The organism is Streptomyces lincolnensis, assembly GCF_021173675.1.
GTDB classification, from domain to species: domain Bacteria; phylum Actinomycetota; class Actinomycetes; order Streptomycetales; family Streptomycetaceae; genus Streptomyces; species Streptomyces lincolnensis_B.
The window spans coordinates 23,873-40,363 of the sequence record NZ_JAIHON010000025.1 but is presented as its reverse complement, the minus strand read 5'-3'; the positions used below and the strand labels follow the sequence as shown (position 1 = coordinate 40,363).

Here is a 16,491-nt window from a genome sequence, read left to right as displayed (position 1 = left end):
CCCATGAGCAGCACCGAGACGCCCCGCGGCCCCGTCGACTCCTCCCGTGTCCCGCGCTACGCCGGTCCCGCGACCTTCGCCCGGCTGCCGCGCCTGGACGAGGTCGGCCGGGCCGATGTCGCCGTGGTCGGGGTGCCGTTCGACTCGGGTGTCTCGTACCGGCCGGGCGCCCGCTTCGGCGGCAACGCGATCCGCGAGGCGTCCCGGCTGCTCAGGCCGTACAACCCGGCGCAGGACGCGTCCCCGTTCGCGCTCGCGCAGGTGGCGGACGGCGGCGACATCGCCGTGAACCCGTTCAACATCAACGAGGCCGTGGAGACGGTCGAGGCGGCGGCGGACGACCTGCTCGGCACGGGCGCCCGCCTGATGACCCTGGGCGGCGACCACACCATCGCCCTCCCGCTCCTGCGCTCGGTCGCGAAGAAGCACGGCCCGGTCGCGCTGCTCCACTTCGACGCCCATCTCGACACCTGGGACACCTACTTCGGCGCCGAGTACACCCACGGCACGCCCTTCCGGCGGGCGGTCGAGGAGGGCATCCTCGACACCTCGGCCCTCTCCCACGTCGGCACCCGCGGCCCGCTGTACGGCAAGCAGGACCTGGACGACGACGCGAAGATGGGCTTCGGGATCGTCACGTCCGCGGACGTCATGCGGCGCGGGGTCGACGAGGTGGCCGACCAGCTGCGTCAGCGCATCGGCGACCGTCCGCTGTACATCTCCATCGACATCGACTGCCTGGACCCGGCCCACGCGCCCGGCACGGGGACCCCGGAGGCCGGCGGCATGACCTCCCGCGAGCTGCTGGAGATCCTGCGCGGCCTGGCGTCCTGCAACCTGGTCTCGGCGGACGTCGTGGAGGTGGCCCCCGCGTACGATCACGCGGAGATCACGTCCGTGGCGGCCTCCCACACCGCCTACGAACTGACCACGATCATGTCCCGCCAGATTGCAGAGGCCCGCGCGCAGTGACTCACGACCACGACCTGGTGCTCCGCCCGACGGAAGCGCAGATTTCGGCTGCCCTGAACCCGCCCGCCGGGCGCACCGGCGGAGACCTGGTCGTGGAGACGCTCGCCGCCCTCGGCACGACGACCGTCTTCGGCCTGCCCGGCCAGCACGCGCTCGGCATGTTCGACGCGCTGCGACGGTCGTCCCTGCGGTACATCGGCCTGCGGGTGGAGAACAACGCGGGCTTCGCGGCGGACGCGTACGGGCGGATCACGGGCGAGGCGGCGCCGCTGCTGCTGTCGACGGGTCCCGGGGCGCTGACCTCCCTGGCCGCGCTCCAGGAGGCGGCGGCCGCTTCGGCGCCGGTGCTGGCGATCAGCAGCCAGATCCCCACCGCGGGCCTGGGCGGCGGCCGCCACGGCTATCTGCACGAACTCCCCGACCAGTCGGCCTCGTTCCGGGGCGTGGTGAAGTCGGTCCACACCGTCCGCACCCAGTCCCAGATCCCGTCCGCGATCGAGGCGGCCTGGAAGTCGGCGCTGACGGCTCCGCACGGCCCGGTGTGGGTGGAGATCCCGCAGGACGTACTGCTCGCACAGACCCTGATCCCGGTGGTGACGGGAGGCGACGCGTTCCCGGAGGAACTCCCGCCGCGCCCCGAACTGACGGCGGTGGCCGCCGACCTGCTGTCGCGTGCGGCCCGCCCGGCGATCATCGCGGGTGGGGGAGTGGTACGGGCGGACGCGAGCGGCAAGCTGAAGCAGCTGGCGGAGATGCTGCGGGCGCCGGTCGTGACAACCCCCGGCGGCAAGGGCGCGTTCCCCTGGACGCACCCACTGTCCTTGCAGTCCTGGCTGGAGGACCGCCACACCACGGACTTCCTGGAGGACGCGGACGTCCTACTGGTCGTGGGCTCGGGCCTGGGCGAACTGTCGTCGAACTACCACACGTTCAAGCCGCGAGGCCGGGTCGTCCAGATCGAGGCGGACCTCGGGAAACTGGAGTCCAACCACCCGGCACTGGGCATCCACGCGGACGCGCGGCTGGCGTTGCAGGCGCTGCTGGAGACGGTGTCACCGAGGGAGGACGCGGAGGCTCCGGAGCGAGTGCGTGAGGTGCTGGCCCGCGTTTCGGACCGTATCGCTGCCCAGGAACTCACCCTGGAACAGGAGCTGTTGGCGTCGATCCGCCGGGCGCTCCCGGCTTCTGCCCCCTCGTTCTGGGACATGACGATCCTCGCGTACTGGGCCTGGTCCGCCTTCGATGCCAAGGGCCCCAACCGGATGCACTCGGCCCAGGGCGCCGGCGGCCTCGGCTACGGCTTCCCGGCCGCCCTCGGCGCCGCCGTGGCCGACCCGACCCACCCGGTCCTGGCGGTCTCCGGGGACGGCGGCGCGCTCTACTCCATCGCCGAGCTCGCGACGGCGAAGCAGTACGACCTCAACGTCACCTGGCTCATCGTCGACGACGGCGGCTACGGCATCCTCCGCGAGTACATGACGGACGCGTTCGGTGACACGACGGGGACGGAACTGTCCCGCCCCGACTACGTCGCCCTGGCCGAGTCCTTCGGGGTGCCGGGAGTGCGTACGGCGCCGGAGACTCTGGAGGCCGACTTGAGGAAAGCCCTCGCGGCGCCGGGGCCCTCGGTGGTCGTGCTGCCGGCGGTGTTGCGCATGTTCGCGCCGACGCACCTGAGCTGACGGTCGCGCTTGTCTCTACCGGGCGTCAGGAAGCACGTGCAGGTGTTTCTCAGTCGCCGTTCGCGGCGCGATGACGTCCCGGTAGTGGTGATCGAGGGCAAGCACTACGGGCTGTGGCAACGCCCACGCCAAGAGGGCGTTGACGGCGTCGGTCATACCGATGGCGTCATGATCTGCGTACGTACGCATGAGGCGCTCGGCTTCGGCCAGGAGCGGCCACCCCACGGTGGCAAGCGTGAGCCGATCCGTGCTGGCCCAGGCGCGCATGCTGGCGAGAGCCTCTGCGGCGGCCTTGCCACTGATCTTCGTTGTGAGGTGATAGTCCAGCTCGGCCAGGACCATCGGTGACACCACGAGCCGATCGACCAGGGAAAGGGTTTGGACGGCGGCCTCGTGGTGAGCGTCCTTGCGGTTGTAGATGGCGAGGAGAACCGACGTGTCCGCGACAGCGAACAGGTGGCGCTGAGGCTTCAACGTTCGCCTTCCTGGAAGAGGTTCTCGCCGGACCGGGTGGCCAGGTCCGAGGGGCCGTCGAACATCGCCCGCTCCAGCGCCGCCATCGCCTCGGAGTCATCACCCAGTGGGGCGGGGAACGACAGCGGGATACCGCGTGAGATGTGATCGAGCGCGACTTCCTCCGGGGTGCGTCCTTCCAGAACGGCCAGCGTGCGCAGCGCTTCGGCTTCGTTGCCCGTGTAGGTGACGGTGACCGTGACGGCGTCATCGGGCGGGGGCATGTGGTCCGGCGGTGGGGCGGGGGTGTCGGCCACAGGGGTCTCCTCAGATGCGCCGTTCGGTGTGATGTGTGGTGGTTCCGACAGTACCGCCGTGCCGGTCACGCTCACCGCGGTAGCGCCAACTCGGCCCAGGTTGCCTTTCCGATGCCGTGCAGGCGTGGACAGCAACCCCAACGCGCGGCGAGGGCGTCGATGATGGCGAGACCTCGGCCCCGTTCGTCGTCGGTGTCGGCCTCCCGCGGTTCGGGGCGGGTGCTGTTGGCGTCGGCCACTTCCACTCGGAGGCGTCCGTCGTACTGGGCGACGCGTAGGCCGATCTGGCGGCCGGGCGGGGTGCGGGCGTGGATGACGGCGTTGCTCACGAGCTCGGACAACAGGATTTCAGCGGTCTGAGCTACGTCCCCACCGATCTCCCACTCGACGAGTTGCATACGCAGGAGAGCGCGGGCGCGACTCGCGCTCCGGGGACCATGGGGTAAACGCCACTGGGCTTCGGCCATGCCGGAGCTTGTGGGCCGTGGCGGCGTGGTGTGGGCTGACACCGAGGACCTCCGAGGCGAACGTCCGCTTCTACATCTCTAGAGAAGTAGTGAAGCTTGTGGCATGAGAAGTCGGCAACACTTCTCTAGAGATGTGTGCGGTATTGCCCGTGTGTAGCCCTCTGTGACCACAGGTGAGTGACCTCTGATGCCTAGGATGTCTAGAGATGATCGGAGGAGGGTCTGGATGAGCAGCCGGAATGCCGGGCGGCAGCCCAAGTACCAGCGCATCGCCGCGGAGTTGCGGGCGGCCATCGAGGCCGGCGAGTACGGGCCCGGTGAGCGACTTCCGGGCGAGAACGACCTCATGGCCACGTATGAGGTGGCACGGATGACGGCTCGGCAGGCGCTCGGTGTCCTCCAGGCGGAGGGTGTCGTCGAGGCGCGTAAGGGTGCCGGAGTCTTCGTCAGGGACTTCAGGCCCATTCGGCGACGCGGCATTGAGCGTCTGGCGCACGCGGGGTGGGGAGAAGGGCGTTCTGTCTGGGCGACGGACGCGGAGGGGCGTGAACTCGCCGTCGACTTGGTCGAGGTGCATGAAGGGGATGCGCCGCCAGTGATTGCCGGTGTCCTGGACCTGGCGGATGGGTCGCGAGTTTGTATTCGACGCCGCCGCTACACCCTCGACGGCAAGCCGGTACTCCTCGCCACGTCGTATCTCGCGGCTGACCTCGTCTCCGGCACGCCCATCACACGGCCGGACACCGGCCCGGGCGGCATCTACGCACGGCTGGCGGAACTGGGCCGCAAGCCGGTCCGCTTCCGCGAGGAGATCCGGTCCCGAATGCCGAATGCCGACGAGGTTGAACGCCTGGAGTTGCCCTCCGGGGTGCCGGTGGTGCTCGTTGCCCGCACTGCTTTCGACGCGGAGGGGGCTGCCGTGGAGGTGAACGACATGGTCTTGGACTCGTCGGCGTATGTGTTGGAGTACGGCTTCGAGGCGTGAGTTGCTCCGACCGTACTTCGGGTAGCGCCCGGCGGTGCTGCGCATGTTCGCGCCGACGTACCTGGATTGATCAGAACGTGGCAAAAATTCGACTCGGCCCTTGTGTGCAGTGCAACCGTGCGAGGATCTGCCTCCCCGCGCTCCGGCACCGGCTTCGGGAGGCCAGATGGACGACAGTCGGGTTCTTGTGATGATGCACGAGGAAGACCAGGAGCGGGTGACGGCCCGCGAGGGGGGCCTTCTCGAACGTGCTGTGGCGGAAGCCGCAGAGTTGCTCGACAACCCGCCTGGTGACCTTGTGCTGGACGATTCGGTCCGGGAAGACGCGCGCGCCCGTCTGTCGGTGAACGCGCTCGCCGAACAGCATCGTGCCTGGCTCGCGGCGAACGCCGAACGGTGGACGACAAGACGGCGCCGGCGCGCGAGGAACCGGCTGACCATCGCGCCCATCCTCGTCTGCCTGCTGACCTGGTTCGCCGCGGCCGCGTACGGGGTCGCGGTGGCCAAGGGGCAGGACTACCTGCCCGTCCGTGACCACCAGAACCTGTCGTTCAGTGCCGGCGCGCTTCTCATGGCGGTGGTCATGACCCTGGCGCTGTGGGCTTGGCGGCGGCCGACACGTGTCGCCTCCGCCCGCGCCAAGCTGCACTTGACGGGTACGGAGGACCGGTTCTTCCTGGCGCTGAGGTCCGAGGCAGAGTCACTCCTGTCGACGGTGCTGAACGAGCGCTGGGAGCAGAGCAAGGGCGAATTGGCCGTCCTGGACAGCAAGGACGCGCCCAATCTCGTGGAACTGGAGTCGGTGAACGTCGTACCGTCGAAGTCGGCGCGGGAGATCTACGACTTCATCGAGGAGCACCGCGCGTCGGCGATCGGCATCAGCGGCACTCGTGGCGTGGGAAAGACCACGCTCATGCAGTCCGTGCAGAACTGGAATCCCGAGAACTACATCAGTGTCTACATGCCGGTGCCGGTGCACTACGAGGCACCGGAATTCTTCCGCGTGTTGTTCCGTGAGGTCGCGGACGCCATCCTCAAGTCGAACCGTGAGGGAATGGCATACCTGGAGCAGCAGAACCGATTGATCCGTCACCCGATCGATGTGGTCCGGCTCGCAATTGGTCCGGTGTTCGTGCTGGTGGGCGTGATCCTCATTTCCTACGGCCGCACGACGGACTCGTCCCCCGTCAAGCTCACCGATATTCCCGGGCTCCTGCTCGTGTTCGCCGGGCTGGGCATAGCGGTTGTCGCCGCCCTGTCCAGCCCGGCCGTCCGCCGTGCGATCCGTGAGTTCATGGGGCCCCGCTACGTGGAACGGGACATCTCTCTGGCGGCGGACGCGCTACGGGCCCTCGACTACTCCGCCACGCACCAGCGCCTTTCGAAGAACTCCTTCGCGGTCAAACTGTTCACCATGGAGGACCACGACCAACTGGAGCTGGCCGAGCGTGAGTTGACGCATCCGGAACTGGTCCTTAAGTTCAAGAACTTCGTCAGCAGTTTCATTCGCACCTCGCCCCGGCAGATCATCGTCGCCCTGGACGAACTGGACAAGATGGAGGACGGCGAAGATGCTGTGGCCTTCGTCAACAGCATCAAGGATCTCCTCCATATTCAAGGGGTGCATTTCCTGGTCTCGGTGTCGGAGGACGCCCTGCACAACTTCTCGTTGCGGGGCGTTCCCGTGCGAGACGTCTTCGACTCCTCCTTCGACTCCATCATCCCCGTGCAGAGGTTCACCGCTGAGGAGTCGAAGAATCTGCTGAAGAGCCGGGTGGTGGGATTTCCCGATCCGCTAGCCCTGTTCTGCCACGCGATGAGCGGCGGGGTGCCGCGTGACCTCATCCGGGTGGCGCGGGAGTGTGTGCGGGTGCGCAAGGAGAGCGGCTCGGCGGTACCGGTGGACCGGGTGGTCAGAATTCAGGTGAGCCGACAGGCACGACTCATCTGCGAGGCTCTGGCCGCCACGATGAGACGGGAACAGCAGCCGGTCGCGCCCCCGTTCTTCGAGGCCCTGCCGGCCATGCGGGAGGCAGGGGACGCGGCGGCCCTGGTCGCCGCCATCGAGGAGGTCGTCCAGCGCATCCGGATTCACCTGGTGGGGGAGTACTCCCAGTCCGAGGACGCCGCCGTGTATCTGTCGTGCCTGGCCACGATCTGCGCGTACTTCGGTGTTCCCAGGACCAACGCGTCATGGCAGCGGGAACGGGACGCGGGCACGTCGGTGCGCGTCGCCGAAACGGTGGCGGAGGCCTTGGATGCGCTTCGGGTGGACGGCGGCATCACGATGGCCGCCCTGGCCTCCATCAGAGGGGACGTGGGAAGCCTCGTGCCGACGCCCTGAGTACGTCAGGGGCGGCCCGCCGTGCAGGCAGGAATCGCACGGCGGGCCGAACCGCCTACCAGATCGCCTCGACCCACTCCGGGTGGTCGATGAACGGGTTTCGGTTGCCCTGGTAGTTGGAGTAGATGAGGTTCTGGCGGCGCTCCTCGAAGGCGTCCGGGGGGTCCTCGACGTTCCACTGCTTGAGGACGGAGAGGCGGCCGTGGAGGGGGACGCTGCTGTTGGTGACGGCGTCGTTGGGCTCCAGATCGGGCCAGCTGTCGTCGCCCTCGTAGCGGACGGCCATGTAGAGGATCATGCGGGCCACGTCGCCCTTGACGGCGTCGCGGGGCTCGAAGGAGTTGGAGTCGGTGAGGCTGCCGCCGGAGTTGGTGAAGCTGCTGCCGCCGTTGTCGAAGTCCTTGTTGCCGCGGATGGAGTTGACCTGGACGTCCTCGGGGCGGAGGTGGTGCAGGTCGGTGCCGGGGCCGGCCGAGGTGCCGAAGTCGCCGTGGGACTGGGCCCACACGTGCTCGCGGTTCCAGTTGCCGGTGTTGCCGCCGTTCAGCGTCTTGCTGCGGGAGATGCCCGAGTAGAGCAGCTTCACGTTGTTGCTGTTGTTCGGGTCCTGGTCGGTGACCTTGAGCGCGTCCCAGACGGCCGAGTACGACAGCTTCGTCTGCGGGGTGATGATGGTGTGCAGCGAGGACTTCAGGCTCGTACCGGTCTTGCCGATCGCGTTCTTGTAGTACGTCGCGTCGTACGCGGTCGTCGTGGCCGCTGCCGGGGTCGTGGTCACGACCGGGGCGGCGAGTCCGACCAGCACGGCGGCGGTGGTGAACGCCACCGGCTTCCAGCTGCGTATGCGTGTCGCCAGCATAAAGGTTGTCCCATCTACGCGGGTTGAACGGAGGCGGCAGATGGGAGCGTGACATGGACATGCGGCGGTGTAAATGGACGGTGCGTGTCCATTGGGTGACCTGAAACGGCATATCGGCCTTTGTCTACGCGAGTTGACGCGCGGAAACGGCCCCTGACCGGAAGGTCAGGGGCCGTCGGGCCACTCAGGGGCCGTCGTGCGGATCGGCCGGGTGGATCTGTCCGGCGTCAGCCGACGTCCGACGCGTCCAGGCGGTAGATCGTCGAGGTACCGGTCGACGAGGAGGTCTCCGAGGCCGAGCTCTTGCCCGTGCTGTAGTCGCTCTCCTTCACCGCCGTGCCGTTCTTCTGTACCCAGGCGGTGATCTCCTGGTTGAGGCCGCTGTTGCCACCCATTCCGCCCATGCCGCCACCGCCGAGCTGGATGTAGTGCAGTTCGCCCTTCTTCACCAGCTCCTTGAGCTTGGCGAGCGTCATCGCCTTGTCGGAGCCGGTGAAGCCCCACATGGAGATGACGGGCTTGTGGGTGCTGAGGATCAGTTGGCCGGCGCTCTGGGAGTTGGACACCGCGAGCAGCCAGGTGGCGCCGTCCTGGTGCTTCTCCAGGTAGGCGATCAGCGCGCTGTCGACGGTGCCGCCCATACCGCCGCCACGGCCCATACCGCCGCCACGGCCCAGACCGCTACCGCCGCCGGGCGCGCCGCCCTGCGGGAGTTCGCCGTTGCCGCCGCCGGGCGTCATCCGCCCCTCGCCGGTGCCGGGGAGCTCCCCGCCGGTCTGGCCGCCGCCCGGGAACTGCCCGTTCGCCGGGCCGCCCTCCTGGGTGCCGCCCTGCCGGGCGCCGAAGCCGCCCCGGCCGCCACCGCCCATGCCGCCACCGCCGGGACCGCCCATGCCGCCACCGGTCGACGGGCCCGCCGTCGGGTTGGTGCCTCCCATGCCCCCGCCCGTGGAGGAGGCGAAGGCCGGGGACGCGGCGTACGCCGTCGGACCCGCGAGCGCCGCCACGACCGCCGCGACGACGGACGCGGCGAGCAGCCGCGCCCGGGTGCCGGAGTCCGCGGCGCGGAAGGCGAACAGCCCGACCATCGCCAGGACCATGACCACGGCCACCGTCGGCCACAGCCAGGTGTTCCAGTCGCTCGCCCGGCGCAGCAGCACGACCGCCCAGACACCCGTGACCGCGAGCCCGGCCGGCAGCACCCACGACCAGCGGGCGTCGCCGGAGCGGAAGGCGCGCCACAGCAGCACGCCGCCGCCCCCGCACAGCGCCGCGATGCCCGGGGCGAGCGCGGTCGTGTAGTACGGGTGCATGGTGCCCTCGGCCAGGGCGAAGGTCAGGTAGTGCAGCACCAGCCAGCCGCCCCACAGCACTAGCGCGGCCCGCGTCCGGTCGGTGCGCGGGGCCCGCCCGCACAGCACCAGGCCGGCGACGAGCGCGAGGCCCGCGAAGGGGATCAGCCAGGAGATCTGGCCGCCGAGGACGTCGTTGAACATCCGGCCGAGGCCGGCGGTACCCGCGAAGGTCCCCCCGCCTCCACCTCCGCCTCCACCGCCCCCGCCGTTGCCCTCGCCGCCCAGCACCCGGCCCAGGCCGTTGTAGCCCATGATCAGGTTCCAGGCGGAGCCGTCGGTCGAACCGCCGATGTAGGGGCGGTCGTCCGCGGGGACCAGGGACACGGCCGTCGCCCACCAGAAGCTGGCGACGGCCAGCGCGAGGGCGGCCAGGGCCAGGTTGACGGCCTTCTTCCGCCGGTCGAGCCGCGATGCGTAGACGTACACGGCGAAGGCGGCGGGCAGGGCGATGTAGCCCTGGAGCATCTTCGTGTTGAAGGCGAGCCCGAAGCAGACCGCGGAGCCGATGAGGGGCAGCAGCCGGTCGTTGTGCGTGGCGCGCAGGGCGAGGGCCGCGCCGGCGACCATCAGGAACACCAGGATCGTGTCGGGGTTGTTGTCCCGGTTGATCGCGACCGTGATCGGGGTGAGCGCGAGGACGAGCGCGGCGATCGCGGCCGCCGCGTGCCCGAACACCCGCTTCACGGAGGAGTGCAGGATCCAGATCGTGCCGAGCGCCGCCGCGACCTCGGGCAGCATCATCTGCCAGGTGCCGAAGCCGAACACGCGGCACGACAGCCCCATGACCATCAGCGCGAACGGCGGCTTGTCGACCGTGAGGAAGTTCCCCGCGTCCAACGACCCGAAGAACCACGCCTTCCAGCTCTGCGTACCGCTGTAGATCGCGGAGCTGTAGAAGCTGTTGAGGCTCGACCCGGACAGGTTCCAGGAGTACAGGACCGCGGCCAGCGCCAGGATCGCCAGCAGCGCGGGCAGCGACCAGCGGGGCGCCTTGTCCGGGGGAGCGGCGGGCGGGACCGGCGGGGGCGGAGAGGGAGTCACGGTCGTGTGGGGGTGGGGATCGGTGGCTGATGTCACCCGCGCATCCTGCGGAGCCCAGGTGGGTGTGCGCTGTGACGTACCTGGTGACCTCCTGTGAATAAGTCCGGGCGGAAGTAACGGCTCGCACAAGTTTTCCCCGTCCCTACAACCGTTCCCCCGTGCCCGTGGGTCAACTGGTGCATGACCAACGGGATATCCAGACGTGCGAGATGGGTCGCCGGGGGCGCGCTCATCGCGTGTGTCGTCGCCGCCACGCCCGCCCAGGCCGCCGCCGCACCGGCCGTCAGCTGCACGTCCGCCAAGGCGGGCCTCGCGGCCAAGCTCAAGAAGGACATCACCGCGGCCCTCGCGAACCGCAAGGGCACGATCGCGGTCGGCCTCTACGACCGCAGCACCAACACCACCTGCTCGCTCCGGGCGTCCACCGCCTTCGACTCCGCGAGCGTCGTCAAGGTCACCGTCCTCGCCGCGCTGCTGTGGGACGCGAAGAAGCACAACCGGTACCTGACCGACACCGAGGCCTCGCTCGCCAAGGCCATGATCACCAAGTCGGACAACGCGGCCACCAGCAAGCTCTGGAAGCAGCTGGGGATGACGAAGATCAAGGGCTTCCTCACCGCGGCCGGCATGACCCAGACCAAGCCCGGCGCGAACGGCTACTGGGGACTGACCCAGATCACCGTCACCGACGAGCAGAAGCTGCTCAAGCTGATCACCGCCAAGAACGCGGTCCTCAGCGACAACGCCCGCGCGTACATCCTGAAGCTGATGAGCCAGGTCGTCTCCTCGCAGCGCTGGGGGACGCCGTACGGAGTGCCCTCCGGCGTCACCGTCGCCCTCAAGAACGGCTGGCTGTCCCGGGCCTCCAACGGCTGGCGCGTCCACAGCATCGGCGCCTTCAAGGGCCGCGGCCACGACTACATGATCACGGTGCTCACCCACGGCAACAGCACCATGGAGTACGGCAAAACGACCATCCAGGGCGTCTCCAAGGTCATCCACAAGGACCTCGCCGCGAGCTGACGCTTCACGAGACGGTCTCCCGTCCTTCACCGGCCGGTCCTACGGTGGCGCCCATGCGCCTGAGAACCGTACTCGCGACCACCACCGCGGCCCTGGCGGCGGCCACCTGTCTGTCCGCCGCCGGGCCCGCCGGTGCCGCCGTGCAGCAGCGGCACGCCTGCTCCCCGTCCGTCTCCCTCGACCGCTTCTCCGACGCGCTCGACAAGACGACGTACGAGAACACCTTCGTCGGCAACCTCTCCGCGCTCGCGGTGGACAGGGACGGCTCGCTCGCCGCCCTCTCCGACCGTTCCGCGCTCTTCGACCTGGACGCCAGGACCCTGGCGCCGAGGTCCGTCGTCCCGCTCGCCGACGAGAGCGGCGCGGCGCTGGACTCCGAGGGCCTGGTCGTCGACCGGGACGGCACCCGCCTGGTCACCTCCGAGACCGAGCCGTCGATCCGCCGCTACTCGGCCGACGGCCGGATCCTCGACCGCCTCCCGGTCCCCGCGTCGCTTCAGGTCGCCCCGAAGGGGCGGGCTGTCTCCAACGGCACCTTCGAGGGGCTGACCCTGCTCCCCGGCGGCCGTACCCTGCTGGCGTCCATGGAGTACGCGCTCTCCGGCGACAGCGCGGGCATCGTCCGCTTCCAGACCTGGCAGCGGCACGGGAAGACCTTCCGGCTCGGCGCCCAGTACGCCTACCCCGTCGACGCCGGGCTCGGCGTCCCCGAGGTCCAGGCCACCCCCGACGGCCGCCTCCTCGTCCTGGAGCGCGGCTTCACCGCGGGCGTCGGCAACACGGTCCGCCTCTACCTCGCCGACCCGCGCCGCGCGACGGACACCGGCGGCGTCGAGAACCTCACGGGCCAGAGCGGCGTACGTCTGATCAAGAAGACCCTGCTGACCGACCTCGTCACCTGCCCGTCACTCGGAGCGACCGCCAAGCAGCCCCAGCCGAACCCACTGCTCGACAACATCGAGGGCATGGCGGTCACGGGCCACGAGAAGGGCCGCCTCAAGGTCCTCCTGGTCAGCGACGACAACCAGAACGCCGTACAGACGACACGGTTCTACCACCTGCGGGTGCGTATCTGATCTTTCCTCCCATCTGACCCTTCCTCCCGTTTCTTGATCGTTCACCCCCGTTTTGTTGCGGAGGGATGAAATCCGCTTCGTTCCGCGTTGGTGCCTTCCGGAAGATCAGGTCTGAAGGAGGGCACCGCGTGGCAGCGCAACAGGGGGAGCAGCGGCGGCAGGGCTGGGCGCGCAGACTCGCCGGATACGCGTGGCGCCACCGCATGGACACCGTCCTGGCGCTCGGCTCGTCCCTGGTCGGCATGGCCGTGATGGCCGTCGTCCCGCTGATCACCAAGGTGATCATCGACGACGTCATCGGCGACGGCAGCCGCGACATGGCCCCCTGGGCGGGAGCCCTCATCGGCGCGGCCCTCGTCGTCTACGCGCTCACCTACGTCCGCCGCTACTACGGCGGCCGGCTCGCCCTGGACGTCCAGCACGACCTGCGCACGGAGATGTTCGGGACGATCACCCGCCTCGACGGCCGCCGCCAGGACGAGCTGTCCACCGGGCAGGTCGTCGGTCGGGCCACCAGCGACCTCCAGCTGATCCAGGGCCTGCTGTTCATGCTCCCGATGACCATCGGGAACTTCGCGCTGTTCCTGGTCTCCCTCGTGATCATGGCGTGGCTGTCCGTGCCGCTCACGCTGGTCGCCCTGGCCGTCGGCCCGGCGATCTGGTGGATCGCGAAGCGCTCCCGCGGCAAGCTGCACCCCTCCACCTGGTACGCGCAGGCCCAGGCCGCCGCCGTCGCGGGCGTGGTCGACGGGGCCGTCAGCGGCGTCCGCGTGGTGAAGGGCTTCGGGCAGGAGGACCAGGAGACCGGCAAGCTCCGGGAGGTCAGCCGCCGACTGTTCGCCGGACGCCTGCGCACGATCCGCTTCAACTCCCGCTACACCCCCGCCCTCCAGGCCGTCCCCGCGCTCGGCCAGGTCGCGATGCTCGCGCTCGGCGGCTGGCTCGCGGTCCGCGGCCACATCACGCTCGGCACGTTCGTCGCCTTCTCCACCTACCTCGCCCAGCTGGTCGGCCCGGTCCGGATGCTCGCCATGGTCCTCACGGTCGGCCAGCAGGCCCGCGCGGGCACCGAACGCGTCCTGGAGCTGATCGACACCGAGCCGTCGATGACCGACGGCACCAAGGAACTGCCCGCCGACGCCCCGGCCACCGTCGAGTTCGACGACGTCTCCTTCGGCTACGACGACGAGCGCCCGGTGCTGAACGGCCTCAGCTTCGAGATCCGCCCCGGCGAGACCCTCGCCGTCGTCGGCTCCTCCGGCTCCGGCAAGTCCACCGTCTCCCTGCTCCTGCCGCGCTTCTACGACGTCACCCACGGCGCGGTCCTGGTCGGCGGCCACGACGTCCGCGAGCTCACCCTCGACTCGCTGCGGGCGGCGATCGGCCTGGTCCCCGAGGACTCCTTCCTCTTCTCGGACACGGTCCGCGCCAACATCGCCTACGGCCATCCGGAGGCGACGCAGGAGGAGATCGAGCGGGCCGCCCGCGCCGCCCAGGCGGACCGTTTCATCGCCGAGCTGCCCGAGGGCTACGACACCAAGGTCGGCGAGCACGGCCTGACCCTCTCCGGCGGCCAGCGCCAGCGCGTCGCCCTGGCCCGCGCCATCCTCACCGACCCGCGGCTGCTCGTCCTGGACGACGCCACCTCGGCCGTGGACGCCCGCGTCGAGCACGAGATCCACGAGGCCCTCCAGCACGTCATGGCGGGCCGCACCACCCTGCTCATCGCGCACCGCCGCTCCACCCTCAACCTCGCCGACCGCATCGCCGTCCTCGACGACGGCCGCCTCGCCGACATCGGCACCCACGACGAGCTCCAGAGCCGCTCGCCGCTCTACCGGCGCCTGCTCACCGACCCCGACGAACTCGGCGGCGTCTCGCCCGGCCACGCCCTGCCCAGCTGTCCGCAGGAGGACACCTCCGTACGGGACGAGCTGGACGCCGAGTTCGACGCCGAGCGCGGGGTGACGCCCCGGCTGTGGACCGGCGACCGCGAGCGCAAGGACCTCGCCCTCGCCGAGACCCCGGCCACCCCCGAACTCCTCGCCGAGGTCGACGCGCTGCCCCCGGCCACCGACACGCCGGACATCGACGAGGCGCGGGCGGTCACGCCCGAGGAGTCGTACGGCCTGCGCAGGCTCCTCAAAGGCTTCGGCCGTCCCCTCCTGATCAGCCTGGGCCTGGTCGCCGTGGACGCCGGCATGGGCCTGCTGCTGCCGGTGATGATCCGGCACGGCATCGACGACGGCGTCTCCCGGATGGCGCTGGGCGCGATCTGGGCCGCCTCCCTGCTCGCCCTGCTCACCGTGTTCGTCCAGTGGCTCGCGCAGATCGGCGAGACCCGGATGACCGGCCGCACCGGCGAGCGGGTGCTGTACTCGCTGCGCCTGAAGATCTTCGCCCAGCTCCAGCGGCTCGGGCTCGACTACTACGAGCGCGAGCTGACCGGCCGGATCATGACGCGGATGACGACGGACGTCGACGCCCTGTCGACGTTCCTCCAGACCGGCCTGGTCACCGCGTTCGTCTCGGTCGTCACCTTCTTCGGCATCATGGTCGCCCTGCTGGTGATCGACCTCGAACTCGCCCTCGTCGTCTTCGCGACCCTGCCGCCGCTGATCATCGCCACGTACTTCTTCCGCCGGGCGAGCGTGAAGGCGTACGAACTGGCCCGTGAGCGTGTCGCGTTGGTCAACGGCGACCTCCAGGAGTCGGTCTCCGGGCTGCGGATCGTGCAGGCCTTCCGGCGCGAGCGGGACGGCGGGGCGCGGTTCGCGGAGCGCAGCGACAGCTACCGCAGGGCCCGGATCCGGGGCCAGTGGCTGATCTCGGTGTACTTCCCCTTCGTGCAACTGCTGTCGTCCGTGGCCGCGGCCGCCGTCCTCGTCGTCGGCGCGGGCCGGATCGACGACGCCACGCTGACCACGGGCGCCCTGGTGGCGTACCTCCTCTACATCGACCTGTTCTTCGCCCCCGTCCAGCAGCTCTCCCAGGTCTTCGACGGCTACCAGCAGGCGTCGGTCTCCCTGGGCCGCATCCAGGAACTGCTGCGCGAGCCCACCTCGACCAAGGCCGCCGACGAGCCCCTCGACGTGCTGTCCCTGCGCGGCGACATCGCCTTCGAGGACGTGCACTTCGCGTACGGCGACGAGGAGGAGGCCCTGAGCGGGATCGACCTGACCGTCCCCGCCGGGCAGACCGTCGCCTTCGTCGGCGAGACCGGCGCCGGCAAGTCCACCCTGGTCAAGCTGGTGGCCCGGTTCTACGACCCGACGGCCGGCCGGGTCACCGTCGACGGCACGGACCTGCGCGCCCTGGACATCACGTCGTACCGCCACCGCCTCGGGGTCGTGCCGCAGGAGGCGTACCTCTTCCAGGGCACGGTCCGCGACGCCATCGCCTACGGCCGTCCCGAGGCCACCGACGCCGAGGTCGAGGCGGCGGCCCGGGCGGTCGGCGCCCACGAGATGATCGCCACCCTGGACGGCGGCTACCTCCACGAGGTCGCCGAACGGGGCCGCAACCTCTCGGCGGGCCAGCGCCAGCTGATCGCGCTGGCCCGGGCGGAGCTGGTCGACCCCGACATCCTTCTGCTGGACGAGGCCACGGCCGCCCTGGACCTGGCCACCGAGGCCCAGGTCAACCAGGCCGCCGACCGCCTCGCCAGCCGCCGTACCACCCTCGTCGTCGCCCACCGCCTCACGACCGCCGCGCGCGCGGACCGTGTGGTCCTCATGGCCCACGGCCGGGTCGCCGAGGACGGCACCCACGAGGAACTGCTGGCCCGGGGCGGGCAGTACGCCGAGCTGTGGCGCACGTTCGTCGGCGCGGCGGAGCCGGAGGAGCCGGTCGGCGCGTCCCAGTGACGGTCGCGCAACCATCCGACACACGTCGTGCGTCCGTACACCAGTACGGCA

The 16,491-nt window shown here is 69.9% G+C and carries 12 protein-coding genes; 7 read left to right on the top strand and 5 right to left on the bottom strand.

The features are described 5' to 3' along the window. Nucleotides 1–3 precede the first annotated feature (3 nt). The gene (speB, locus tag K4B79_RS44930; RefSeq protein WP_232033242.1) at nucleotides 4–972 is read left to right on the top strand and encodes an agmatinase; all 969 of its coding nucleotides are present in this window, start codon (nucleotides 4–6) and stop codon (nucleotides 970–972) included. After that, a complete protein-coding gene (locus K4B79_RS44925; protein ID WP_232033241.1) occupies nucleotides 969–2,654 on the top strand; it encodes a thiamine pyrophosphate-binding protein in 1,686 nt (561 codons plus the stop codon). Before speB ends, K4B79_RS44925 begins: the two co-directional genes overlap by 4 nt. Before the next feature lie 15 nt (nucleotides 2,655–2,669). Here the strand turns inward: K4B79_RS44925 and K4B79_RS44920 are convergent, their stop codons facing one another. The 3 genes from K4B79_RS44920 to K4B79_RS44910 all read right to left on the bottom strand — a co-directional run bounded on the left by K4B79_RS44920 (nucleotide 2,670) and on the right by K4B79_RS44910 (nucleotide 3,822). Then, a complete protein-coding gene (locus tag K4B79_RS44920; RefSeq protein ID WP_232033240.1) occupies nucleotides 2,670–3,128 on the bottom strand; it encodes a type II toxin-antitoxin system VapC family toxin in 459 nt (152 codons plus the stop codon). Next, nucleotides 3,125–3,424 (bottom strand): hypothetical protein, encoded by a 300-nt coding sequence (locus K4B79_RS44915; RefSeq protein WP_232033239.1) that lies wholly within the window; start codon nucleotides 3,422–3,424, stop codon nucleotides 3,125–3,127. The genes K4B79_RS44920 and K4B79_RS44915 overlap by 4 nt, the downstream gene beginning before the upstream one ends. Before the next feature lie 71 nt (nucleotides 3,425–3,495). After that, nucleotides 3,496–3,822: an ATP-binding protein gene (locus tag K4B79_RS44910; protein ID WP_232033238.1), complete on the bottom strand. Its 327-nt coding sequence runs from the start codon at nucleotides 3,820–3,822 to the stop codon at nucleotides 3,496–3,498. Nucleotides 3,823–4,117: 295 nt separating this feature from the next. On the opposite strand from K4B79_RS44910, the gene K4B79_RS44905 reads away from it, so the two are divergent. Both K4B79_RS44905 and K4B79_RS44900 read left to right on the top strand, forming a co-directional pair. Further along, nucleotides 4,118–4,876, top strand: a complete 759-nt coding sequence (locus K4B79_RS44905; RefSeq protein WP_232033237.1) for a GntR family transcriptional regulator — start codon at nucleotides 4,118–4,120, stop codon at nucleotides 4,874–4,876. Nucleotides 4,877–5,042: 166 nt separating this feature from the next. Then, nucleotides 5,043–7,220 carry a P-loop NTPase fold protein gene (locus K4B79_RS44900; RefSeq protein WP_232033236.1) on the top strand — a complete coding sequence of 726 codons (2,178 nt, stop codon included), beginning with the start codon at nucleotides 5,043–5,045 and terminating at the stop codon, nucleotides 7,218–7,220. A gap of 55 nt (nucleotides 7,221–7,275) precedes the next feature. On the opposite strand, the gene K4B79_RS44895 is transcribed toward K4B79_RS44900, so the two are convergent. Both K4B79_RS44895 and K4B79_RS44890 read right to left on the bottom strand, forming a co-directional pair. Further along, entirely contained in the window at nucleotides 7,276–8,079 is an 804-nt protein-coding gene (locus K4B79_RS44895; protein ID WP_232033235.1) for an endonuclease I family protein, read from the bottom strand. A 227-nt stretch (nucleotides 8,080–8,306) separates the two neighbouring features. Then, nucleotides 8,307–10,511 (bottom strand): glycosyltransferase family 39 protein, encoded by a 2,205-nt coding sequence (locus tag K4B79_RS44890; protein WP_232033234.1) that lies wholly within the window; start codon nucleotides 10,509–10,511, stop codon nucleotides 8,307–8,309. Nucleotides 10,512–10,655: 144 nt separating this feature from the next. Here K4B79_RS44890 and K4B79_RS44885 point away from each other — a divergent pair, with 144 nt between their 5' ends. The 3 genes from K4B79_RS44885 (at nucleotide 10,656) to K4B79_RS44875 (ending at nucleotide 16,440) form a co-directional block, all read left to right on the top strand. After that, nucleotides 10,656–11,498 carry a serine hydrolase gene (locus K4B79_RS44885; protein WP_232033233.1) on the top strand — a complete coding sequence of 281 codons (843 nt, stop codon included), beginning with the start codon at nucleotides 10,656–10,658 and terminating at the stop codon, nucleotides 11,496–11,498. A gap of 53 nt (nucleotides 11,499–11,551) precedes the next feature. Then, a complete protein-coding gene (locus K4B79_RS44880) occupies nucleotides 11,552–12,574 on the top strand; it encodes an esterase-like activity of phytase family protein (protein WP_232033232.1) in 1,023 nt (340 codons plus the stop codon). Nucleotides 12,575–12,702: 128 nt separating this feature from the next. Beyond that, entirely contained in the window at nucleotides 12,703–16,440 is a 3,738-nt protein-coding gene (locus tag K4B79_RS44875) for an ABC transporter ATP-binding protein (protein ID WP_374208588.1), read from the top strand. Nucleotides 16,441–16,491 lie beyond the last annotated feature (51 nt).

Coding starts and splice junctions, on each gene's coding strand:
- K4B79_RS44880 (WP_232033232.1), top strand. CDS start 11,552: ATGCGCCTGAGAACCGTACTCGCGACCACCACCGCGGCCCTGGCGGCG.
- K4B79_RS44905 (WP_232033237.1), top strand. CDS start 4,118: ATGAGCAGCCGGAATGCCGGGCGGCAGCCCAAGTACCAGCGCATCGCC.
- K4B79_RS44895 (WP_232033235.1), bottom strand. CDS start 8,079: ATGCTGGCGACACGCATACGCAGCTGGAAGCCGGTGGCGTTCACCACC.
- K4B79_RS44900 (WP_232033236.1), top strand. CDS start 5,043: ATGGACGACAGTCGGGTTCTTGTGATGATGCACGAGGAAGACCAGGAG.
- K4B79_RS44910 (WP_232033238.1), bottom strand. CDS start 3,822: ATGCAACTCGTCGAGTGGGAGATCGGTGGGGACGTAGCTCAGACCGCT.
- K4B79_RS44885 (WP_232033233.1), top strand. CDS start 10,656: ATGACCAACGGGATATCCAGACGTGCGAGATGGGTCGCCGGGGGCGCG.
- speB (WP_232033242.1), top strand. CDS start 4: ATGAGCAGCACCGAGACGCCCCGCGGCCCCGTCGACTCCTCCCGTGTC.